The sequence below is a fragment of the Microbacterium sp. genome (assembly GCF_047606685.1).
GTDB lineage: Bacteria > Actinomycetota > Actinomycetes > Actinomycetales > Microbacteriaceae > Microbacterium.
The window spans coordinates 1-21413 of sequence record NZ_JASGEC010000094.1; the positions used below are offsets into that span (position 1 = coordinate 1).

Annotated in this window: 20 protein-coding genes, 1 tRNA gene and 1 pseudogene; 14 read left to right on the forward strand and 8 right to left on the reverse strand. The window is 70.9% G+C overall.

Annotated elements, in window-relative coordinates; translation table 11 throughout:
- Positions 1-258: pseudogene (locus QM611_RS11105) on the reverse strand (isochorismate synthase); the annotation flags it as partial.
- A 22-nt stretch (positions 259-280) separates the two neighbouring features.
- Here QM611_RS11105 and QM611_RS11110 point away from each other — a divergent pair.
- From QM611_RS11110 to QM611_RS11145, 8 genes are all read left to right on the forward strand, one after another.
- Positions 281-1033: a class I SAM-dependent methyltransferase gene (locus tag QM611_RS11110; protein ID WP_415079981.1), complete on the forward strand. Its 753-nt coding sequence runs from the start codon at positions 281-283 to the stop codon at positions 1031-1033.
- Between the two features lie 9 nt (positions 1034-1042).
- On the forward strand, positions 1043-2104 hold the full coding sequence (locus QM611_RS11115; protein ID WP_415079982.1) for a polyprenyl synthetase family protein: 1062 nt from the start codon (positions 1043-1045) through the stop codon (positions 2102-2104).
- A gap of 25 nt (positions 2105-2129) precedes the next feature.
- The gene (locus QM611_RS11120) at positions 2130-3500 is read left to right on the forward strand and encodes an FAD-dependent oxidoreductase (RefSeq protein ID WP_415079983.1); all 1371 of its coding nucleotides are present in this window, start codon (positions 2130-2132) and stop codon (positions 3498-3500) included.
- Between the two features lie 4 nt (positions 3501-3504).
- Positions 3505-4683 (forward strand): multidrug effflux MFS transporter, encoded by a 1179-nt coding sequence (locus QM611_RS11125; protein ID WP_415079984.1) that lies wholly within the window; start codon positions 3505-3507, stop codon positions 4681-4683.
- 9 nt (positions 4684-4692) lie between these two features.
- On the forward strand, positions 4693-5661 hold the full coding sequence (locus QM611_RS11130) for an alpha/beta hydrolase (RefSeq protein ID WP_415079985.1): 969 nt from the start codon (positions 4693-4695) through the stop codon (positions 5659-5661).
- A gap of 25 nt (positions 5662-5686) precedes the next feature.
- Positions 5687-6442, forward strand: coding sequence for a hypothetical protein (locus QM611_RS11135; protein ID WP_415079986.1), 756 nt, complete (start codon positions 5687-5689; stop codon positions 6440-6442).
- Between the two features lie 68 nt (positions 6443-6510).
- Positions 6511-7845 (forward strand): DUF222 domain-containing protein, encoded by a 1335-nt coding sequence (locus QM611_RS11140; RefSeq protein WP_415079987.1) that lies wholly within the window; start codon positions 6511-6513, stop codon positions 7843-7845.
- 23 nt (positions 7846-7868) lie between these two features.
- A complete protein-coding gene (locus QM611_RS11145) occupies positions 7869-8606 on the forward strand; it encodes an EI24 domain-containing protein (RefSeq protein WP_415079988.1) in 738 nt (245 codons plus the stop codon).
- Between the two features lie 4 nt (positions 8607-8610).
- On the opposite strand, the gene QM611_RS11150 is transcribed toward QM611_RS11145, so the two are convergent.
- Genes QM611_RS11150 through QM611_RS11170 form a run of 5 tightly spaced genes read right to left on the reverse strand, consistent with a single transcriptional unit; the run spans position 8611 to position 14312 of the window.
- Positions 8611-10281, reverse strand: a complete 1671-nt coding sequence (locus QM611_RS11150) for an amidohydrolase (RefSeq protein ID WP_415079989.1) — start codon at positions 10279-10281, stop codon at positions 8611-8613.
- A complete protein-coding gene (locus QM611_RS11155; RefSeq protein WP_415079990.1) occupies positions 10278-11660 on the reverse strand; it encodes a purine-cytosine permease family protein in 1383 nt (460 codons plus the stop codon). The genes QM611_RS11150 and QM611_RS11155 overlap by 4 nt, the downstream gene beginning before the upstream one ends.
- Positions 11661-11706: 46 nt before the next feature.
- A complete protein-coding gene (locus QM611_RS11160) occupies positions 11707-13197 on the reverse strand; it encodes an aldehyde dehydrogenase family protein (protein WP_415079991.1) in 1491 nt (496 codons plus the stop codon).
- Positions 13198-13209: 12 nt separating this feature from the next.
- On the reverse strand, positions 13210-13890 hold the full coding sequence (locus QM611_RS11165) for a DUF1028 domain-containing protein (RefSeq protein WP_415079992.1): 681 nt from the start codon (positions 13888-13890) through the stop codon (positions 13210-13212).
- Complete coding sequence (locus QM611_RS11170; protein WP_415079993.1) at positions 13887-14312, reverse strand: RidA family protein; 426 nt, start codon at positions 14310-14312, stop codon at positions 13887-13889. The genes QM611_RS11165 and QM611_RS11170 overlap by 4 nt, the downstream gene beginning before the upstream one ends.
- Before the next feature lie 164 nt (positions 14313-14476).
- Between QM611_RS11170 and QM611_RS11175 the strand changes: the two genes are divergently transcribed.
- The 3 genes from QM611_RS11175 to QM611_RS11185 all read left to right on the forward strand — a co-directional run bounded on the left by QM611_RS11175 (position 14477) and on the right by QM611_RS11185 (position 17222).
- On the forward strand, positions 14477-15391 hold the full coding sequence (locus QM611_RS11175; RefSeq protein ID WP_415079994.1) for a LysR family transcriptional regulator: 915 nt from the start codon (positions 14477-14479) through the stop codon (positions 15389-15391).
- 134 nt (positions 15392-15525) lie between these two features.
- Positions 15526-16779, forward strand: a complete 1254-nt coding sequence (locus tag QM611_RS11180) for a flavin-containing monooxygenase (protein WP_415079995.1) — start codon at positions 15526-15528, stop codon at positions 16777-16779.
- A 65-nt stretch (positions 16780-16844) separates the two neighbouring features.
- Positions 16845-17222, forward strand: a complete 378-nt coding sequence (locus QM611_RS11185; RefSeq protein WP_415079996.1) for a hypothetical protein — start codon at positions 16845-16847, stop codon at positions 17220-17222.
- Here QM611_RS11185 and QM611_RS11190 read toward each other — a convergent pair.
- Positions 17213-17701 (reverse strand): YajQ family cyclic di-GMP-binding protein, encoded by a 489-nt coding sequence (locus QM611_RS11190; RefSeq protein ID WP_415079997.1) that lies wholly within the window; start codon positions 17699-17701, stop codon positions 17213-17215. The two genes, QM611_RS11185 and QM611_RS11190, sit on opposite strands and share 10 nt — an antisense overlap.
- A 50-nt stretch (positions 17702-17751) precedes the next feature.
- Between QM611_RS11190 and QM611_RS11195 the strand changes: the two genes are divergently transcribed.
- From QM611_RS11195 to QM611_RS11205, 3 genes are all read left to right on the forward strand, one after another.
- Positions 17752-18231, forward strand: a complete 480-nt coding sequence (locus QM611_RS11195; RefSeq protein WP_415079998.1) for an FBP domain-containing protein — start codon at positions 17752-17754, stop codon at positions 18229-18231.
- 87 nt (positions 18232-18318) lie between these two features.
- Positions 18319-18399, forward strand: a tRNA-Tyr gene (locus QM611_RS11200).
- Positions 18400-18425: 26 nt separating this feature from the next.
- On the forward strand, positions 18426-19814 hold the full coding sequence (locus QM611_RS11205; RefSeq protein WP_415079999.1) for a glycine--tRNA ligase: 1389 nt from the start codon (positions 18426-18428) through the stop codon (positions 19812-19814).
- A 22-nt stretch (positions 19815-19836) separates the two neighbouring features.
- On the opposite strand, the gene QM611_RS11210 is transcribed toward QM611_RS11205, so the two are convergent.
- Positions 19837-21405: a phytoene desaturase family protein gene (locus QM611_RS11210; protein WP_415080000.1), complete on the reverse strand. Its 1569-nt coding sequence runs from the start codon at positions 21403-21405 to the stop codon at positions 19837-19839.
- Between the last annotated feature and the right edge of the window lie 8 nt (positions 21406-21413).

Below are 21413 nucleotides of genomic sequence, written 5' to 3' on the forward strand. Positions count from 1 at the left end.
CAGTCGCACGGGGTCGTCCACGACCGCGTCGGCGGCCAGCGCGCGCCACGCGTCGGCCAGCGCGGGGGCGTCCGCGCGCGCGTCGCCACGCGGCATCCCCTCGGCGCCGGACGACAGTTCTGCCGCCACGCCGCCGAACCCGACGATGCCGTCGCCGCGCCGCAGCCACGCGAGCGGCTCAGTCGGCGACGTGAAGGGCAGCAGCTCCGCGACCGGGTCGACCTCGCGCGTCTCGACGACCAGGCGGGAGATGGGCACGCCTCCACCCTAGACTTGGCGGGTGAGCGCGCCCGTGACCCCGCCCAACCGCGCCGACCTCGGCAAGGACCCGAAGCGCGTCAGCGGAATGTTCGACCAGGTCGCCCCCCGCTACGACGTCACCAACGACGTGCTGAGCATCGGCAATGACCGGCTGTGGCGCATCGCGACGGTGCGCGCGATCGCGCCGCGGCGGAGCGAGCGGATCCTCGACCTCGCCGCCGGCACCGGCGCCAGCAGCGTGTCGCTGGCCCGCAGCGGGGCGGAGGTGGTCGCGGCCGACTTCTCGCCCGGCATGATCGCCGAGGGGCGGCGCCGGTACGGCTCCGATGCGCCGGGGGGCGGCATCCCGAACCTCTCGTTCGTCGAGGCGGACGCGACCGACCTCCCCTTCGGCGACGACGAGTTCGACGCCGTCACGATGTCGTTCGGGCTGCGCAACGTGCACCGCCCCGAGACGGCGCTCGCGGAGCTCTACCGGGTGACCCGGCCCGGCGGCCGCATCGTCGTGTGCGAGTTCTCGCATCCGCCGTCGCCGGTGGTCGGCCGCCTCTACCGCCTCTACAACGGGCAGGTGCTGCCGCGCGTGGCGCGCGTCGTCAGCTCGAACGCCGAGGCGTACGAATACTTGGGCGAGTCGATTGCCGACTGGCCCGACCAGCGCGCGCTGTCAGCCTGGATCCGCGCGGCCGGGTGGGTGGATGTCGCCTACCGCAATCTGTCGTTCGGGATCGTCGCCCTGCACCGGGGAAGGAAGCCGAGGCCTGCTGGGTAGGCTGGTCAGGTGACTCCGACCTCCTCTGCGTCCGACCCGGGGTTGGCGCGCCGCTTGGGTCTGACCGAGCGGGTGTTCGCGGGCGCGAAGTCGCGGCGCCTTGTGCGCGTGGTCGAAGACGCGCTGGCGCTCGTGGAGGACAAGCTCGCCGCGGAGCTGTCGTTCGCGGACGGCTTTGCCACCACCACCGGCCGCTACCTCTACGAGGCGGGCGGAAAGCGTGTGCGCCCCATGCTCGCCCTGCTGACGGCGCAGCTGGGCGACGGGGTGACCCCCGATGTCGTCGAGGGCGCGACGGCACTCGAGCTCACCCACCTCGGCTCGCTCTACCACGACGACGTGATGGACAGCGCCGACGTGCGCCGCGGCGTGCCGAGCGCCCACTCGGTGTGGGGCAACAACGTCGCGATCCTCACCGGCGACCTGCTGTTCTCGCGGGCGAGCCAGATCATGGCCCGGCACGGCGAGCGGGCGATGCGCCTGCAGGCCGACACGTTCGAGCGGCTCGTGCTCGGCCAACTTCACGAGACGGTCGGCCCGCCCGCCGGCGCCGATCCGGTCGCCCACTACCTCGGCGTGCTCGCCGACAAGACCGGCTCGCTGATCGCCGCCGCCGCGCAGGCGGGCGTCATCTTCTCCAACGGCCCGGCGGAGCTCGAGGCCCCGATGACGCGCTTCGGCGAGGCGGCGGGCGTCGCCTTCCAGCTGCTCGACGACGTCATCGACCTCAGCGCCGACCCCGACGAGACCGGCAAGGTGCCGGGCACCGACCTGCGTGCCGGCGTGCCCACGATGCCCTACCTCCTGCTCGGTCAGCGGTCGGACGCAGCGTCGGTCGACCTGCGCGCGCGCATCGACGACGGCGTCGCCCGCATCGCTGACGGCGCGAACACCGACGTGCTCGACCGCCCGCTGGCCGACCTGCGCGAGCATGCGGCGACCGATGCCACGCGCGCGCTCGCCCACCGGTGGTCCACCGACGCCATCACCGCTCTCGATCCGCTCCCCGACGGACCCGTGCGCGAAGCGCTCACGCGGTTCGCGCAGGCTGTCGCGGATCGGTCCAGTTAACCCCCGTCAGAAGGAACACCACTCCATGACCAAGCTCAGGCTGGCCATCGTGGGCGCAGGCCCCGCCGGCATCTACGCCGCCGACCTCCTGTTGAAGGCCGAGCGCAAGTTCGACGTGTCGATTGACCTGTTCGAGCAGCTGCCAGCGCCGTACGGCCTCGTGCGCTACGGCGTCGCCCCCGACCACCCGCGCATCAAGGGCATCATCAACGCTTTGCGCGACGTGCTGGACCGCGGCGATATCCGCCTGTTCGGCAACGTGCGCTTCGGCGAGGACATCACGCTCGACGACCTCAAGCACCACTACAACGCGGTGATCTTCGCGACGGGCGCGGTGCGCGACGCCGACCTCGACATCCCCGGCATCGACGCCGAGGGCTCGTACGGCGCGGCCGACTTCGTCAGCTGGTTCGACGGTCACCCGGACGTGCCGCGCACGTGGCCGCTGGACGCGCGGGCGGTCGCGGTGATCGGCAACGGGAACGTCGCGTTGGATGTCTCGCGGATGCTGGCCAAGCACGCCGAGGACCTGCTGCCGACCGAGGTGCCGGCCAACGTGTACGACATCCTCGCCGCGAGCCCCGTCACCGACGTGCACGTCTTCGGCCGCCGCGGCCCCGCGAACGTCAAGTTCACGCCGCTCGAGCTGCGCGAGCTCGGCGAGCTGCGCGACGTCGACATGGTGGTCTACGACGAGGACTTCGACTACGACCAGTCCTCGCTCGATGCGATCGCGAGCAACAAGCAGGTGATGGTGATCGACCGCGTGCTGCAGTCGTGGCGCAAACGCCCGACCGTGAACAACGCTCCCGGCGAAGCATCCCGCCGCCTCCACCTGCACTTCTTCGCCGGCCCCGTCGAGGTGCTCGCCGACGGTGGGCGCGTCTCGGGCTTCCGGTGGGAGCGCACGCGCTCCGACGGCGAGGGCGGCGTGGTCGGCACCGGGGAGATTCGGGAGCTGCCGATCCAGGCGCTGTACCGCGCGGTCGGCTACTTCGGCTCTCCGCTGAAGGACGTGCCCTTCGACGATCGCCACGGTGTCATCCCCAACCGCGAGGGCCAAGTGCTCAGCCACGACTCGAACGAGCGTGTTCCGGGCGTGTACGCGACCGGGTGGATCAAGCGCGGGCCGGTCGGGCTCATCGGGCACACCAAGTCGGACGCGATGGAGACGGTGCGCCACCTCATCAACGACCAGGGCACCTGGTGGCAGCCGGCCAACCCGTCGGAGGAGGCGATCCCGGCGCTGCTCGCCTCGCGTGGCGTGCGCTGGACCGACCTGCAGGGCTGGCACCGCCTCGACGAGCACGAGATCGCGCTCGGCGAGCGGCAGGGCCGCGCCCGTGTCAAGGTCGTGCCGCGCGACGAGATGGTGGACATCTCGCGCGGCGAGTAGCGGCATGCGCGACCGCTTGACCCCGGGGTTGCTGGCCGCCCTCGGCTTCGTCGCCGCGGTCGGCCCGTTCGCGACCGACTTGTACCTCCCGTCGTTCACCGACATCTCGCGCGACCTCGGCGCCGCTGCCCCGAACGTGCAGCTCACGCTGACGGCGTTCCTGCTCGGGCTCGGTGTCGGCCAGCTCTTCCTCGGCCCCGCGTCCGACCGGTGGGGGAGGCGCCCCGTGCTCGTGCTCGCGCTCGGCGTGTTCGCCGCCGCCAGCGTCGTGCTGGTCTTCTCGCCACACGTCGCCGTGTTCATCGCACTGCGCGCCGTGCAGGGCTTCTCCGGCGCCGCCGGTGTCGTCATCGGGCGGGCGATCGCCGTCGATCTCAGCCACGGCGCCACCGCCGTGCGCGCGCTCAGCCTCATCGCGATGGTCGGCGCGCTCGGGCCTCTCGTCGCGCCGCCGATCGGTGGCGTGGTCAGCGCCGGCTTCGGCTGGCGCGGCGTGCTGGCCGTGCTCGCGCTCATCGCCACCGCGATGTTCCTGCTCGCGCTGCTGGTGGTTCCCGAGTCGCTGCCGCCCGAGTCGCGACGCTCGGGCGGCGTGGCGATCGTGTTCCACAGCTTCCGGTCGTGGCTGGGCGACCGCATCTTCGTCGCCTACGTCGTCGCGTACGCAAGTGGCTTCGCGGCGATGATGGCCTACATCTCCGCGTCGCCCTTCGTCGGGCAGACGGTGCTGGGGATGGGGCCGATCGCGTACTCGCTCTGCTTCGCGGCGGGCGCGGTGTCTCTCGTCACGGCGAACCTCGTGAACGCGCGCGTCGCGCCGCGGGTCGGTCCGCGCCGCCTGCTGGCGATCGGGGCGGCGACGAGCGCGGGAGCGGCATCCCTCCTCGCCATCCTCACCTTCGCCGGCGGTCTCGTCCCCGCCACGTTCGTCGTGTGCGCGTTCCTGCTCACCGGTGGCACGGGCCTCATCCTCGCCAACGCCAGCGCTCTCGGGCTGGCGCGCGCGGTCTCCGGCCGCGGCGCCGGAGCCGCCCTCTTCGGCGCGACCCAGTTCTTCGCCGGCGGGCTCGCGTCGCCGCTCGTGGGGCTGGCGGGCGAGCACAGTGCCGTGCCGATGGCGGTCGTGTGCGTCGCGTTCTCGGCGCTCGCGCTCACCGCCACGATCGTCGCCCGCCGAGAATAGGCTCGGATCGTGGACGGCGCCTGGATCCCCGACATCCTGGGGCGCCCGTTCGAGCAGCTCGCGCTGCCGCTCGGGGACGATGACGAGGGACCGGTCGGCGCGACGCTCGTGCGCAGTGAGCCGTCGTGGCTCGAGCGCGTCGGCCGCCCGCTGGCCGACGTCGATGTGCTGTACACGCACGGCTGGTCGGACTACTTCTTCCAGACCGAGCTCGCGCGGTTCTGGACGCAACGGGGCGCGCGCTTTTTCGCGCTCGACCTGCGCAAGCACGGTCGCAGCCTGCGCCCGGGGCAGACGCCCGGGTATGTGACCGACCTCGACGTGTACGACGCTGACATCGCCGCCGCGCTCGACGTGATCGGCTCGCGCCGCCGGCTCGTGCTCATGGCGCACTCCACCGGTGGGCTCACGATGACTCTGTGGGCGGCGCGCCATCCCGGCGTCGCGTCGGCGCTCGTGCTGAACAGTCCGTGGCTCGAGCTGCAGCTTGGCGCGCTCGTGCGGCAAGCCGTCTCGCCGCTCGTGGGGCTCGGCGCGCGGCTCGCGCCGCGAGGTGCACAGCCGCTCGTCGACCTCGGGCACTACACGCGCGCGCAGGCGGCGATCGGATCGCTGCCGAACGGGCCGGCCGAGTGGCGGCCCGCTCGCGGGTTCCCGACGCATCCCGGCTGGCTGGCCGCGGTGCTCGCCGGGCACCAGCGGGTGACGGGAGGAGTGGATGTCGGCTGCCCGACGCTGCTGATCCTGTCGGCGAGGTCGTCGTCGCCGTTCGCGCGGACCGACGTCGACGCCGAGTCGACCGACACCGTGCTGGCGGTCGACAACATCGCCCGCAGCGCCACGCGGATCGGATCGCTCGTCACGATCGCCCGTGTCGACGGGGCGATCCACGACGTGTTCCTGTCCCGTCCCGAGCCACGGCAGGCTGCCTACCTGACGCTGGAGCGATGGCTGCCGCTGATCGCCGCAGCGCCGTGACGGCGCGGTGTGCGACGATCTGTTGATGGACGACGGCGCCGCCTCCGAGCTTCGCGCGTTGCGTGCGCGGGCGTACGGGCCTGACGCCGACATCGCGGGGGATGCGGCCGCGCTGCGGCGGCTCGAGGAGTTGGAGGCGCAGGCTCGCGGGCCGGTGCTGCCGACGGAACCGGAGCCGGAGCCGGAGCCTGACGTGGATGCCGTCGCGTCGGATTCCTCGCCCGCGCCGGCCCCGCCGCAGGCCGAGGCGCAAGAGGCTCCCCCGTCCACTCCGCGGAGGCGTCGGCTGTGGCCGTGGCTCGCGGTCGCGTGGGCGGCGTCGTTGTTCGCGGTGGCGGGCCTGGTCGCCGCGACGACGTACGCGGCCGCCCTTGTGCGATTCACGCCGGTCTCTACGGGTCCCGAGGGCCGACAGGTGGCGGTGCTGCAGGCTGTTTCGAGCTCTCCGCTCGCCGCGATGTGGGATCCGCCGCCAACGGTGTTCGAAGACTTCCACGGGATGACCGTCCTCGTCGTGGGAGGGGAGTGGGCGCTCAACGACGCCGACACCTGCCTCATGGTTGTGCGAACGGACGCGGTCGACCCCACGGCGCATGCGATCGAAGGACCCATGCTCCAGGGATGCGGGGCTGCCGGATTCCCTCCCACCGTCGCGGTCCGCGTGACCGAGGCGCTCTCCGAGCAGCTCCAGAGTGAGTTCCCGGCCGGCAGCGCGTTGCGGTTCGTGCTCGACGGTTCGCGAGTGGGGGTGTTCTGGAAGGCCGAAAGCACGACCGAGTAGTACAAAATAATGAAGTTATTCTGGTGATAGAGCTTCTATTTATAGAATATGTGAGCTAGTGTAGGGGTATGGAAGCCGTATCCGAGATCGAACGCCCGGCTGATGAGGCCGTGTTGGCGTTGTTCTTTGAGGATGTGGAGCGGCACCAGTACGAGCTGAACCGCGACGCCGCGCGGCGGGCCGCGGCCCTGGCCGACGCGCTGCGGTTCGCGAGGGAGCACCCGTGGGTCTACGCTGTGCCGGGCGACGCGGACGGGGAGCGGACGGCGGAGCGGTGCGCGGTGATCGAGGCCGCCGCCCGGTTCCAGCTCAGCGAGGCGGTGGTGCGCACGCTGGCGTGGGTGGCCGATGCGGCGCGGGAGCGGCTGCCGCTGTTGTGGGCGCGGGTGTGGGAGGGCTTCGCCACCACCGCGCAGGCCGAGGCGGCGGTCAAGCTGCTCGCGCGATTCGGGGCGGACGCCGCCGGGGTCGCGGAGTTCGACGGATTCCTCGCCGACCTCGTGCTCACCGCCACGCCGGGCTCGTTCCGCCGCGCCGCGGCGAAAGCGGCGCGGGCGCTCGTGCCGGGGGAGCCGGCCGTCGAGCACGAGGCCGCGTTGCGGCGGCGGCGGGTCGTGCACGAGAGGTGCGAGGACGGGATGTCGTGGGTCCACGCGTACGTGGACACCGTCGACGCCGTCGCGATCATGGGCCAGTTGCGGTCGGAGGCCAAGCACACCGCCAAGGCGGTGCGGGACGGCCGCACCCGCGACCAGCTCCGCGCCGATTCCTTCGTGCGCCGGCTGCGCGGCGCGACCGGGCCCGGCCGTGCTGGGGCGGTGCGGACGAAGGTGCTCGTCACCGTCCCGCTGGACCGGCTCGCCCCGGAAGCCCGCGCCAGCGTGCGGACGGATGCCGCGCCCCGCTGCGGCGGGCTGGATCTGAACGCGGAGCCGGTGGTCGCCGGCGACGGTGAGCCCGTCGACGAGGCCACCGCGGTGAGGCTGCTGCTGGAAGCGGGCGAGTTCACCCGGGTGGTCACCGACCCGGTCAGCGGGGTCGTGCTGGACGTGGACCGCCGCTCCCGCAAAGTCACCCGCGCGCAACGCGAGTGGCTGCTGCTGACCCACGGCACCTGCACCCGCGACGGCTGCACGAGACCGGCCGCCGACGCCGAGATCGACCACTGGGACCCCTTCCACGGCCCCGGCCGCGGGCGCACGGACATCGGCAACCTGCACCCGTTCTGCGAGTCCGACCACAAGACGAAAGACACCACGAGGCTCGGCTACCGCCGACGACCCGACGGGACCGTCGCCCTGCACTCCCCGACCGGGTTCACGACTTCTCCCGACCCCGTGTTCCTGACGACCCTGCAACGCCTCACTCGCGACCGGCCCGTCTACAACGAACCGCCCTTCTGAGGCACGCCATCTAGGCTGAGCCGATGCGCGAGTTCGTTCGGGGCGCCGCCACGCTCGGTCGCGGGTTCGCGCACTGGCGCTCTCGACCCGGCCTGATGGCACTCGGTCTCGTCCCCGCCGGCATCGTCGGCGTGCTCTTCCTCGCCGGTCTGATCGCGCTGGGCGTCGCGCTGCCGGGCATCACGGAGGCCGTCACGCCGTTCGCCGACAGGTGGCCCGGACTGTGGGCCACCGTCATCCGCATCGCTGTCGGCGCCGCTCTGGTCGGCGCCGCGCTGGTTCTCGTCGCCGTCTCGTTCACCGCGCTCACGCTCGTGGTCGGAGAGCCGTTCTACGATCGCATCTGGCGTGCCGTCGAAAACGAGCTCGGCACCGCCGACCCGGGCCCGGGCACGGGATTCTGGCGGGGTGTCGCCGACGGCCTCGCGCTGTTCGCGCGCGGCGTCGGCGTCGCGGTCGTGACGGCGGCGGTCGGGCTGATCCCGGTCGTGGGCGGCATCCTCGCTGTCGTGCTCGGCGTGACCGCGACCGGCTGGCTGCTCGCCGACGAGCTCACCTCCCGCGCGCTGTCGGCGCGGGGCATCGACCGGCGGGCCAGACGACGGATGCTCCGCGGGCGCCGTGCGCGCGCCCTCGGCTTCGGCGTCGCGACCCAGCTGTGCTTCATGGTGCCGCTGGGCGCGGTCGCCACAATGCCCGCGGCGGTGGCCGGCGCGACCACGCTCGCGCGCAGCCTCCTCGACGAGCAACCCCCGTCGTAGGTCTTCAGACCGCTCTCTCCTCACTCTGGTTTGCTTCCGGGCTCGTGTAGACGGTCTGTCCGCCGAGCACGGTCCTGGCCACTCGGCGGCCCGAGAGATCCTCCGCGCTGCCCAGCGGCCCGTCGAGCAGCACGAGGTCTGCCAGCATCCCGACGGCGATCCGCCCCATCCGGTCGTCGAGACCGGCGATCTCGGCCGAGCCGAGGGTGTAGGCGCGCAGCGCGCTTTCCAGGCTCAGGCGTTCTGTCGGCGCCATCGCGACCCGCGACTCGGGGTTGCGCGCGTGGGCGTCAGCCGGCGGCGCCGTCCGCGTGCACGCCGTGTGCAGGCCCCACAGCGGGTCAGGGCTCGTAACCGGCCAGTCGCTGCCCATCGCGATATGGGCGCCGGCGCGCTCGAGCGAGCCGAACGGGAAGTGCCAGCGGGCGCGCTCCGCACCCAGCAGCGGGAGCTTGCGCTCCAGGATCTCCTGGTCGGCGCGGGCCCAGAGCGGCTGCAGGTTCGCCGTCACGTTCAGCTCGGCGAACCGCGGGAGATCCGCCGGGTCGGCAAGGTCGATGTGCGCGACCTGGTGCGGCTTGCCCGACGGGCCGTTGCGCCGCCGCGCCTCCGCGACTGCGTCGAGGCACTCGCTGACGGCCCGGTCGCCGACGCCGTGGAAGTGCACGCGCAGCCCCGCGGCATCCAGCGCGGCCGTGATCTCCGCCAACTGGTGCGGCGGGATGACGGAGTCCCCCGTCGTCTCCGGGACGATCCCGGTGTACGGGGCTTTGAGCGCCGCGGTGCAGTTCTCGCAAATGCCGTCCTGCATGATCTTCACGCTGTCGACCGCGAAGCCGGCGCGCCGGCACTCGGCCACCTTCTCCAGCACGTCGTCGAGTCGCTCGGGGCCGGCGCCGGGAGGCCACCACACAGACCCCGTGACGCGCGCGCGAAGCGACCCGTCGGCGATGGTCTCCAGATACGCGGGGATGCAGTCCGGGAGCGTCAGGAAGCGACCGAGGATGGCGTCGTGCCACGCGGTGACGCCGAGCGAGAAGAGATGCTCCTGCGCGGTGAGCAGCGCGCGGCGCAGGTCGCCCGGCTCGTGCGGGGGAATGAGCGAGGTCACCAGCTCCCCGGCCGAGTCGATGAGCATCCCGGTCGGCGAGCCCGCAGCATCCCGCACGATACGGCCGGCCGGGGGATCGAGGGTGCCGTGATCGATGCCCGCGAGCTCGAGCGCGCGAGAGTTGACCCACACCCCGTGCGCGTCGTGGCTCGTGAACACGGCGGGCCGATCGGGAACGAGCCTGTCCAGGAGAGCGCGATCCGGGAAGCCGCCGGGGAACACGTCGCCGAACCAACCCGCGCCGACGACCCACTCTCCCTCGTGGGATGCCGCGTACTCGGTGATGAGGCGCTCGTACCCCGCGAGCGAGTGCTCGCGATCGAGGTCGCAGCCCAGCAGCCCCAGGCCTCCGGCCTGCGCGTGGATGTGGGCGTCGTGGAAGCCGGGCAGCAGGGCGGCGCCCGCAGCGTCGATCCGCGTCGTCTCCGGCCCCGCCAACGCGAGGATCTCGTCGTCGCTGCCGACCGCGGCGATGCGCTCGCCGACCACGGCCAGCGCCGTGTGTGCGACCGGCTCCGGCGCCCACAGCCGCGCCGCCGTGATGACCAGGTCTGGCCGTGTCATCGGCGACGCCGCCACACGATGTACACGACGGCGGGCACGATGAAGCCCACGACCCATGCCACGTCGACGAAGCCGAGTGGCTCTGCCAGCGGCCCCGTGTAGAGCCCGGTCACCATGAACGGGATCTGCACGACGATCCCGATCACGTAGCTGACCAGGCCGGGCACATCCCACCGGCCGTACTCGCCGCCGTCCCGACGGAACATGTCGTCGACGTTGTAGTGCCCCTTGCGCAGGATGAAGTAGTCGGCCAGGTTGATCGCCGACCACGGGATGAGCACGTAGAGCAGGATGAAGACGAAGTCCTTGAAGACCAGCAGGAAGTCGTTCTTGCCGAAGACGGCACCCAGCAGCGCGAGCAGCGCGTACACGACGGTCATCACGATGCGCACGTTCGTGTTGATGCGGATCCGCTTCGAGATCGACTCCAGCACGGTGAGCGAGGACATGACGCCCGAGTAGATGTTGGCCGAGTTGATGACAGCGGATGCCGCGCCGAAGCCGATCAGCACGATCGGCGCGAAGCCGCCCAGAAGCGTTCCGAGCGCCGACATCGCGTCGCCGTCGGCGGTGGTCAGGCCGACCATCGCGCCGAGCGTCATCACGAGCATGGTGCCCAGCACCAGCCCGAGGTACGTCGCCCAGAACGCCTGCCTCGCGCCGCCCTCCTTGGGCATGTAGCGCGAGTAGTCGGAGACGTACGGCGCATAGGCGAGCTGCCAGGTCACTCCCACCGCGAGCATTCCGAAAAAGCCCGCGATGTTGAACCCGAGCTCTGCCGTCGTCACGAACGTCGCGGGGTTCGTCGCCACGATGATCAGCGCCACCACGACGAGCACGCCGATGAACACGGAGAAGACGCCCATGGCCTTGCGCACCAGGTCGTAGCCGAAGATGGCCACCACGAGCGCGACGACGGCGCACACGACGATGCCGATGTTGATCGAGAGCCCGGTGAACACGGCGGCGAAGCTCTGCGCGGCGACCACGAGGTTCGAAGCGAAAAAGCCCAGGAACATGATGACCGCGATGAGCGCGAGCAGGCTCCCGCCGTAGAACCCGAACTGGCCGCGGGCCTGCAGCATCTGCGGTATCCCGAGCTGCGGCCCCTGGGAAGCGTGCAGGGCCGCGCCGAAGCCGCCGATGATGTTGCCGATCACGACGGCCAGGACGGTCCATCCCAGCGACAGGCCGAATAGCGTCGGCCCGAGCGCGCCGGTGACCACGGTCAGCGGCAGCATGTTGATGCCGAGCCACACGAAGAACAGGCCGCGGGTCGTGCCGTGGCGCTCGTCTTCGGGGATCGGACGGATGTGTCGGCGCTCGAACGTGACGATCTTCGTCGTCGACGTGGTGAGCTTCGGGTGTTCCTCGTTCATGTCGCTCCTTGGGGGTGGTGGGGCGATGCGAGGCAGGGAATGGTGCTCAGCCCCACTGCATCCAGGTGGTCTTGTAGTCGGTGTAGTTCTCGAGGGCGTGGATCGACAGGTCGCGGCCGAAGCCGGACTGCTTGAAGCCGCCGAACGGAGTCGTGAAGCTGAGCGCGTCGACGGTGTTCACCGACACCGTGCCGGCGACCAGGCGCTCCGAGACGCGGTGCGCCCGCGCGAAGCTGCCGGTCCACAGTGCGGCCGCGAGCCCGTACTCGGTCTCGTTCGCCTTCGCGATGGCCTCGTCCTCGGTGTCGAACGGGGTGACGACGGCGACCGGGCCGAAGATCTCCCGGGTGTGCACCTCGTGGTCGTCCGCGACATCCGTCACGATCGTCGGCTCGATGAACGCGCGCGAGCCGCCGATCTCAGGGCGCTCGCCGCCGGTCACGATGGTGCCGTCGCGGCGCGCGCTCTCGATCGTCGCCCACACGCTGTCGGCATGGGCCTCGGAGACGAGCGAGCCGGCGCCGGTCTCGGGGTCGAGCGGATCGCCCGGCCGGTACGACTGGGACGCCGCCGCGAGCAGCTCGACGAATTCGGCGTACACCGCCCGCTCCACGAAGATGCGCGACGTGGCCGAGCAGATCTCGCCCTGGTTGTAGAAGGCGCCGAAGGCGGCCTTCTGGGCGGCGAGCTCGAGGTCGTCGCAGTCCGCGAAGACGAGGTTGGAGCTCTTGCCGCCGGCCTCCAGCGCGAGCCGCTTCATGTTCGACTGGCCGGCGTACTGCTGCAGCTGCTTGGCCACTTCGGTCGACCCGGTGAAGGCGAGCATGTCGACGTCGTGGTGCAGCGCGATCGCCCGGCCGGCCGTCGAGCCGCGCCCGGGGACCACATTCAGCACCCCCGCCGGGATCCCGGCCTCGAGCGCGAGCTCGGCCAGCAGCAGCGCGGAGTGCGACGCCTCCACCGGGGGCTTGAGCACGAGCGAGTTGCCCGCGGCGATGGCCGGGGCGACCTTCCACGTCGCGATCTCAAGCGGGTAGTTCCACGGCACGATCACGCCGACCACGCCCAGCGGCGCGCGAGTGACAAGAGCGGTGGCGCCGGGTGGGGTGACCGGGATGCGGTCCTCGAGCTTCTCGATCGCCTCCCCGTAGAAGCGGTAGAGCGCGGCGGAGCCGGGCGCGTCGATGGTGGATGACTCGCGCACCGGCTTGCCCATGTCCAGCGTGTCCAGCAGCGCGAACTCGTCGGCGCGCCGCTGGATCAGCTCGGCCAGCGCGAGCAACCGCTCGCGGCGGAACCCTGCCCCGGCGCGCGACCACACGCCGGCGTCGTACGAGCGCCGTGCGGCGGCCACGGCGGCATCCACGTCCTCCTCGCCGCACGCGGCGAGCTGCGAGATGACTTCGCCGGTGGCCGGATTCGTCTTCGAGATCGTCTCGCCGGACGCGGCGTCGACGCGCGCGCCGTCGATCACGGCCCGTCCGTCCAGTCGCAGCGCTGCGGCGGCGGCTTTCCATTCCTCATAGCTGCGGGTCATGCGCTCCTCGTTTCATTCGTCCCCCGGCACTCCGTACGACGGGGCGACGCTCGGGTCCAAGCCGCGGCTGACGTAGTCGTCGCGCTGCGGCATCCACACCTCGAGGGCCTGGCCGAGCGCGCCGATCGGGTCGTCGTCGGCCCAGTCGACGCGCAGGTCGGTGATGCGCCATCCCGCGTTGCCGACCACCGCGAGGCCGGCGGAGTGCACAGGGCCCTCCTCGCCGCCGGCGGCGACAGCGGCCCGCAGCGCGGCGTACAGTCGCTCTTCGATCCGGCCGGAGGCGGACAGCGCCGTGTCGACGAGCGCGTCGAGCACGTCCAGGCCCGCCAGCATGTTGCCGCCGGCGATGGCGTTCTCGCGCGCGGTCCAGCCGAACACGCCCAGCGCGCGGCCGCCCGAGAACGCGGCGGCGCGGCCCGCGGCGTCGAGCACGAGCAGTTGGCGGTAGTCGATCGTGCTCGGGTCGGCGCCCTGCACGACCGCGTCGAGCGCCTGCTGCGCCGAGGCCCCCGCGCGCAGCCGCTCGATGAGCTGCGGGCCGAGCCGGGGGTCGGTCACGTTCTGCGAGTTCGCGCCCCCGACGCCGTCGGCGAGGTTGAGGCAGCGTGCCGCGACAGCGGGCGACGACGACGAGATGGCGGAGCCGAACTCGCCGGTCTCGGGGTCGCGGAGGATGAGCGAGAACGTCATGCCGTCGCTCCGTCGCTGATCACGGCGGTGGCGTCGATCTCCACGAGCCACTCCGGGCGGGCGAGCGCCTGCACCACGATGCCGGTGGACACCGGGAACACCCCCTTCAGCCAGGCGCCCATCGTGCGGTAGACGTCCTCGCGATAGCGCGGGTCGACGATGTACACGGTGACCTTGACGATGTCCTCGAGGCGGCTTCCTGCCTCCTTGAGCAGCAGAGCGATGTTGGCCATGGCCCGCTCGGTCTGCGCGGCCGCGTCGCCGATGCCGACCGACTCGCGCGTCTCCAGATCCTGGCCGACCTGGCCGCGAAGGTAGACGACGCCGTTCGCCACGACCGCCTGGCAGAGGTCGTTGTCCAGGTTCTGCTCGGGGTAGGTGTCCTTCGTGTTGAACATCCTCAACCGCTGATGCGTGGGCATCGATCGTCTCCCGTCGTGGCGTCTGGGGTGCTTGGCACTATTGTTTTCACGATCGGAGAATCTGTAAAATAGTCAAAATTTAGATAGCTGATCTATTGAACAGATGGAAATCTGCGTGTCACGCGGCGGAAATGCGCGCGAAACGCCCGGTCGACGGAGGATCCATGCAGCGATTCCCGGTCACGCTCACGCAGCTCACGTACTTCGTCGAGTGTGCGAAGACCCTCAACATGACCGTCGCCAGCCAGCAGCTGCTGGTGGCGCAGTCCGCGGTCTCGACCGCCATCACGCATCTCGAGCGGGCGCTCGGCGCGTCGCTGTTCATCCGCAAGCACTCCAAGGGGCTCGTGCTGACGCCCGCCGGCGAGCGGCTGTTGCGCGACACTGGCCAGGTCTTCGGGCTGCTCAGCGATGCCATCGAGGCGGTGCGGGCCGACCAGCTCGAGGTGCGCGGCACCATCCGCATCGCCTGTTTCGCCACGCTCGCGCCATTCCTGCTGCCGCAGCTTCTCACCCGGCTGCAGGCACGGCATCCCGAGCTCGTCGTCGACGTCGTCGAGGGCGACCACGCCGAGAACCTCGACGCTCTGCAGGCCGGCCGCGTGGAGCTCGCCGTCGGATACAACCTCACCGACACGGACGGCGTGCGCAGCGAGATCGTGGGGTCGGTGAGACCGTACGTGATCGTGCACTCCGGGCACCGTCTCGCGGGCCGCCCGAAGGTTCGCCTCGCGCAGCTCGCGGACGAGCCGCTCGTGCTGCTCGATTTGCCCGGCAGCAGCCAGTACCTGCTCGGCCTGCTGCTGCAGGCCGGCGTCACGCCCCGGCTCAAGTACCGCAGCTCCAGCTACGAGACGGTGCGCTCTCTTGTGTCGGCGGGGCATGGGTTCTCGATCCTCAACCAGCGGCCCCGCATCGCGCAGACCTACAGTGGCGATCACGCGGTCGCGGTCGAGATCGCCGACCGCGTGCGCAGCCTCGACGTCGTCGTGGCATCCCTCGCCCAGGTCTCCCCGTCCGCGCGCGCTCGCGCCGTGGCTGCCGTCATTCGCGAGCTCATTGCGCACTCAGCGAAGTAGATGTGCAAATGCGATTTCTTTGACATTCACTATCAATTGTCGTGATGGTCTTCACCGCGAACGCATATTGGACATGACGGCGCCCGGGAGTTTGGCTGGTGCGTGAGAACGGCGCTTTCCGAACGGAGGACGGGATGTCGAACCACGAGGCCGAGGTCACCGAGGTCCTTGTCGTCGGCGGCGGCCAAGCGGGCGTGGCGATGAGCGAGCACCTCACCAGCTCTGGCGTGCCCCATCTCGTGCTGGAGCGCGACCGCATCGCCGAGCGCTGGCGCACCGGGCGCTGGGACTCGCTGGTGGCCAACGGGCCCGCGTGGCACGACCGCTTCCCGAGCATGGAGTTCTCCGATGTCGGCGGCGACGACTTCGCGACGAAGGACCAGGTCGCCGAGTACTTCGCCGCGTACGCCGAGCGCTTCGGCGGGCCGATCCGCTGCGGGGTCGAGGTCACGTCGGTGCGTCGCCACGAGGGGGGCGGCTTCCGCGCCGAGACCACGGCCGGCCCGATCGAGGCGCGCTACATCGTGGCGGCGACCGGCCCCTTCCAGCGGCCGATCATCCCCACCGTCGTGCCCGAGGAAGCGGGGCTCACACAGCTCCACTCCAGCGGCTACCGCAACCCGCAGCAGCTGCCCGCCGGCGCGGTGCTCGTGGTCGGGGCCGGTTCGTCCGGCGTGCAGATCGCTGACGAGCTGCTTCGCGCGGGACGCGACGTGTACCTCGCCGTCGGCCTGCACGACCGTCCGCCGCGCAGCTATCGCGACCGCGATTTCGTGTGGTGGCTCGGGGTGCTCGGCAAGTGGGACATGGCGGCGCCCGCCCCCGGCGCCGAGCACGTCACGATCGCCGTGAGCGGGGCCAACGGGGGACACACCGTCGACTTCCGCTCGCTCGCCGAAAGCGGCATCACGCTGGTCGGGCGCGCTGGCGCGTTCGAGAACGGCGTCATGCGCTTCGCCCCCGACCTCGCCGCGAACATCGCGAGCGGCGACGCGAACTACCTGGCCCTGCTCGACGAGGCCGACGCCTACGTGGAGCGAAGCGGTATCGATCTGCCCGAGGAGCCCGAGGCGCGCATCCTCGGCCCAGAGCCGGCGTGCGTTGCCGACCCGATCCTCGAGCTCGACCTCGCCGGGGCGGGGGTGACCTCGATCGTCTGGGCGACGGGCTTCGGCGTGGACTACGGCTGGCTCGAGGTCGACACCTTCGACGAGCGGGGCCGTCCGCGCCACCAGCGCGGCGTCTCGGCCGAGCCCGGGGTCTACTTCCTCGGCCTGCCGTGGCTGTCGCGGCGCGGATCGAGCTTCATCTGGGGGGTCTGGCACGACGCGAAGTACCTCGCCGACCAGATCATGATCCAGCGCGGCTACCTGCAGTACCGTCCATGATGTCTTCGTCGAGAAGATCCCGGCCCTGGCACCTGTGGCTGATCGTTGTCGTAGCCACGTTCCTCATGTCGGTGGGCCTGTACGACTTCGTCATGGTCGCCACCCGCAATCAGGCGTATCTCACAGACAGGTACACCCCGAAGGGCGTCGCGTACTTCGCGGACTACCCGTGGTATCTCCTCGTGCTGTTCGGGATCAACGTCATCGGCGTGATGGCGGCTTTGATCGTCTCCTTGTGGAACCGGCGCGCCGCGATGTGGCTCGCACTCGTCTCGGGCGCCGCCGATGTCGTGCTGCTTCTGGTCACGATCGTCTTCCGCGACCGGTTCGCGGCCATCGGCGCCGGACTCACCCTGCAGGACATCGCGATCTGCGTCGGCATCTTCGTGCTCGCCGAGTACTTCCGAAGACTCGCGATGAGAGACGGGCAGCCTCAGCGGTAGTTGACGAACTGCAGGTCGACGTCGAGGTCGGCCGCCTTCAGCAGGCGCTGCACCGTCTGCAGGTCGTCGCGGCTCTTGGACTGCACGCGCAGCTCGTCGCCCTGGATCTGCGACTTCACCGAGCGCGGGCCCTCGTCGCGGATGATCTTCGAGATCTTCTTCGCGTTCTCCTGCGAGATGCCGTCCTTCAGCGACGACACGATGCGGAACTCCTTGCCGCTGGCGACCGGCTCGCCGGTCTCGAGGCTCTTCAGCGAGATGCCGCGCTTGATGAGCTTGGACTGGAACACGTCGAGCACCGCCTTGGCGCGCTCCTCGGTGTTCGCCTTGATGAGGATCTGCTCGCCGCTCCACTCGACCGAGGCGCCCGTGCCCTTGAAGTCGTAGCGCTGCTCGACCTCCTTGCGCGCCTGGTTGAGCGCGTTGTCGGCCTCCTGGTGGTCGACTTTGCTGACGATGTCGAACGAGGAATCTGCCATGGCCAGAGTCTATCGAGCCCGCCCTCGAGCCGAGTTCTACACTGGAATCCATGCGTCCGCTGACCGAGAGCGATGTCCTCGCGTCGTTCGTCAACGCCGGGCCGGAAGAGCTGCAGCTCGTCGCGTTGCCGCACGACTTCCCGCTCGTCGACTGGGACCACGTCGACTTCTTCGCGTGGCGCGACCCGCGTGCGCGGGGTCGCGGCTACCTCATCGCCGAGCACGACGGCGACCCGACGGGCGTCGTGCTGCGGGCGGCCGAGGGCTCGTCGCGGGCGCGCTCGGCGATGTGCAACATCTGCCACACGATGCAGCCGGCCGACCAGGTGTCGCTGTTCACGGCGCGCAAGCCGGGCGGTGCCTACGGCAACAGTGTCGGCACCTACATCTGCGCCGACCTGTCGTGCCACGAGAACGTGCGGCTCGCCGCGCCCCTGGCCCCGTCGGAGGTGCGGGCCAGCGTCGATCGCCGCATCGACGGCGCGCGGCAGCGCTCCGAAGCGTTCGTCGCCCGCGTCGTCGAGGGCTGAGCGGGATGTCGGGGAGACCCGCCGATTGAGGGTAGAATCGTTGATCGCGCCTCCGGTCGTCTGCACAAGTCGGGTGGGTGCGCACCCGGCGAGTTACCCAAGCGGCCAAAGGGATCTGACTGTAAATCAGACACGTAAGTTTCGGGGGTTCGAATCCCTCACTCGCCACCGAAGTAAGTGAAGGGCCCCTCTGCATGACCCCCGAAGAGCGACTCAACGCCGCCATCGCGCTGGCCCAGCACCGGGGGTTCGTCTTCCCATCCGGCGACATCTACGGCGGCACGCGCTCGGCGTGGGACTACGGCCCGTACGGCGTCGCCCTCAAAGAGAACATCAAGCGCCAGTGGTGGAAGACGTTCGTGCAGCGCCGCGGCGACATGGTGGGCCTGGACTCGGCGATCATCCTGCCGACTGCCGTGTGGGAGGCATCCGGCCACGTCTCCGCCTTCTCCGACCCCCTCACCGAGTCGCTGGTCACCCACAAGCGGTACCGCGCCGACCACCTCTTCGAGGCGTACGAGGAGCAGCACGGCCACGCGCCGGAGAACGGCCTCGCCGACATCCCCGATCCCGACCACCCCGACAAGGTCGGCCAGTGGACCGAGATCAAGATGTTCTCCGGCCTCGTGAAGACCTACCTCGGCGTCGTGGACGACGAGTCGGGCAAGTACTACATGCGCCCCGAGACCGCGCAGGGCATCTTCACGAACTTCCGCAACGTGCAGCAGACGATGCGCCGCAAGCTGCCCTTCGGCATCGCCCAGGTCGGCAAGTCGTTCCGCAACGAGATCACGCCCGGCAACTTCATCTTCCGCACCCGCGAGTTCGAGCAGATGGAGATCGAGTTCTTCGTCAAGCCCGGCACGGACGAGCAGTGGCAGAACGAGTGGATGGATGCCTGCTGGGCCTGGTTCACCGACCTCGGCCTGACCGTCGACAACATCCGCTGGTTCGAGCACCCGAAAGACAAGCTTGCGCACTACTCGAAGCGCACCGTCGACATCGAGTACCGGTTCGGCTTCACCGGCAACCCGTGGGGCGAGCTCATGGGCGTCGCCAACCGCACCGACTACGACGTCGGCGTGCACGCCGAGAAGTCGGGCAAGGACCTCTCGTACTTCGACCCGGCAACGAACGAGAAGTACATCCCGTACGTGATCGAGCCCGCGTTCGGCCTGACGCGGGCGCTCATGGCGTTCCTCGTCGACGCGTACGACGTGGAGGAGACCACGACCGCCGACGGCAAGACCGACACGCGCACCGTGCTGCGCCTGGACCACCGCCTCGCGCCGTTCAAGGTCGCCGCCCTCCCGCTGTCGCGCAACGAGCGCCTCACCCCGACCGCGAAGCGGGTCGCCGATCTGCTGCGCGAGCACTGGGACGTCGACTACGACGACGCGCAGGCGATCGGCCGCCGCTACCGGCGGCAAGACGAGGTGGGCACGCCGTACTGCGTGACGATCGACTTCGACACGCTCGACGACGACGCGGTCACCGTGCGCGACCGCGACACGATGCAGCAGGTGCGCGTGCCGATCGACGGCCTCGTCGCGCACTTGAGCGAGCACCTCACCGGGCTCTGAGAGCGCCGGGCTCTGGCCGGGCTCAGCGCAGCAGCTCGAGCGCGGCCATCGCCGCGTTGTGCCCGCCGATGCCGCTGACGGCACCGCCGCGGCGCGCCGACGAGCCGCACAGCAAGACGCGAGCGTGGCCCGTGCCGACGCCCCAGCGCTCCGCGGGCGACGCCAGCTGCTCACCTGCCTCCGCCCACGGCCACGACAGCAGGCCGTGGAAGATATCGCCGCCAGCCATGCCGAGCGAGCGCTCGAGGTCGCCGGTGGTGCGCGCCTCGATGCACGGCTCGCCGTCGGGCGTCTCGTGCAGGAGCGCGCGCAGCGGCTCCCCGAGCACGCTGTCCAGGCTCCGCTCCGCCGCCGCCAGCAGCTCGTCGCGGCTTGCGCCGCCTGCCACCAGCCGGTGCGGAGCCTGCAGCCCGAACAGTGTGAGCGTCTGAGCTCCCGAGGCTCGCAGCTCAGGCCCGAGGATCGTCGGGTCGGTGAGCGAGTGGCAGTAGATCTCGGCGGGCAGGGGATCCGGGATGGCGCCGCCCGCCGCGACGGCGAACGCGCTGTCGAGCTGCGCCATCGTCTCGTTGATGTGGAACGTGCCGGCAAACGCCGCCTCGGGCGCGACCGACGCGTCGCGCAGCCGCGGCAGGCGGCGCAGCAGCATGTTGACCTTGAGCTGCGCGCCCTCGGGCTCCGCGGCATCCTCGACCTCCGCGCCGCCGGCCCGCAGGAGGCCGTTCAGCACCGCCCCGCCGACACCGCTCAAGACGAGTCGCCCGCGCAGCGGTGCGCCGTCGTCGACCGCCACCTCGCCGTCGGGCGAGACCGCCGTGACCGTCACGCCCGCGCGCAGCTCGGCGCCCGCGTCGCGCGCGGCCCGCTCGAGCTCGGCCGACACGCGCCCCATGCCGCCCACCGGCACATCCCAGTCGCCGGTGCCGCCGCCGACCACGTGGTACAGGAAGCACCGGTTCTGCCGCAGGCTCACATCGCCCGACCACGAGAAGGTGCCGATCAGCCCGTCGGTGAGCGCGATGCCGCGGACGAGATCGGTGTCGAACGAGTCTCGCAGCAGCCCGTCGAGGGGCTCATCGACGACCGCGCGCCACAGCTCGTCGTCGCCGACGCGGCGCCGCAGCTCCGCGGCCGGGAGGAGCGGCTCGGTCATCGTCGGGAACACGGCGGTCGCCAGCGGCGCCAGGCGCTCGTAGAAGGCGCCGAAGCGCTCCGCCTCGCGGGCGGAGCCGACAGCGCGCGCGAAGCTCTCCGCGGTGGCCGCGGCGTCCTCTCTGTCCACGAGGACGCCGCGCGACGGACGGGCCGGGTCTGGCGTGTACGACGAGTAGCGCCGCCGCCGCAGCTCGACGCGGAGTCCGAGGTCGCCGGCCACGCGCGGCGGCAGCAGGCTCACGAGGTACGAGTAGCGCGACAGCCGGGCATCGACTCCCGGCCACGGCCGCTCCGAGACCGCGGCGCCGCCGAAGTGCTCGAGCCGCTCCAGCACGACGACGCGGTGCCCGGCACGGGCGAGGTACGCCGCGGCGACGAGGGCGTTGTGCCCGCCGCCGACGATGACGACGTCGTGGGTGGCGGATTCAGTGTGCACCCGCCCAC

Excerpts from the sequence above, each read along its gene's own strand:
- QM611_RS11185 (WP_415079996.1), top strand. The coding sequence starts at position 16,845 with ATGTCGGTGGGCCTGTACGACTTCGTCATGGTCGCCACCCGCAATCAG.
- QM611_RS11120 (WP_415079983.1), top strand. The coding sequence starts at position 2,130 with ATGACCAAGCTCAGGCTGGCCATCGTGGGCGCAGGCCCCGCCGGCATC.
- QM611_RS11125 (WP_415079984.1), top strand. The coding sequence starts at position 3,505 with ATGCGCGACCGCTTGACCCCGGGGTTGCTGGCCGCCCTCGGCTTCGTC.
- QM611_RS11165 (WP_415079992.1), bottom strand. The coding sequence starts at position 13,890 with ATGACGTTCTCGCTCATCCTCCGCGACCCCGAGACCGGCGAGTTCGGC.
- QM611_RS11140 (WP_415079987.1), top strand. The coding sequence starts at position 6,511 with ATGGAAGCCGTATCCGAGATCGAACGCCCGGCTGATGAGGCCGTGTTG.
- QM611_RS11180 (WP_415079995.1), top strand. The coding sequence starts at position 15,526 with ATGTCGAACCACGAGGCCGAGGTCACCGAGGTCCTTGTCGTCGGCGGC.
- QM611_RS11205 (WP_415079999.1), top strand. The coding sequence starts at position 18,426 with ATGACCCCCGAAGAGCGACTCAACGCCGCCATCGCGCTGGCCCAGCAC.
- QM611_RS11170 (WP_415079993.1), bottom strand. The coding sequence starts at position 14,312 with ATGCCCACGCATCAGCGGTTGAGGATGTTCAACACGAAGGACACCTAC.
- QM611_RS11195 (WP_415079998.1), top strand. The coding sequence starts at position 17,752 with ATGCGTCCGCTGACCGAGAGCGATGTCCTCGCGTCGTTCGTCAACGCC.
- QM611_RS11155 (WP_415079990.1), bottom strand. The coding sequence starts at position 11,660 with ATGAACGAGGAACACCCGAAGCTCACCACGTCGACGACGAAGATCGTC.
- QM611_RS11190 (WP_415079997.1), bottom strand. The coding sequence starts at position 17,701 with ATGGCAGATTCCTCGTTCGACATCGTCAGCAAAGTCGACCACCAGGAG.
- QM611_RS11160 (WP_415079991.1), bottom strand. The coding sequence starts at position 13,197 with ATGACCCGCAGCTATGAGGAATGGAAAGCCGCCGCCGCAGCGCTGCGA.
- QM611_RS11150 (WP_415079989.1), bottom strand. The coding sequence starts at position 10,281 with ATGACACGGCCAGACCTGGTCATCACGGCGGCGCGGCTGTGGGCGCCG.
- QM611_RS11175 (WP_415079994.1), top strand. The coding sequence starts at position 14,477 with ATGCAGCGATTCCCGGTCACGCTCACGCAGCTCACGTACTTCGTCGAG.
- QM611_RS11135 (WP_415079986.1), top strand. The coding sequence starts at position 5,687 with ATGGACGACGGCGCCGCCTCCGAGCTTCGCGCGTTGCGTGCGCGGGCG.
- QM611_RS11145 (WP_415079988.1), top strand. The coding sequence starts at position 7,869 with ATGCGCGAGTTCGTTCGGGGCGCCGCCACGCTCGGTCGCGGGTTCGCG.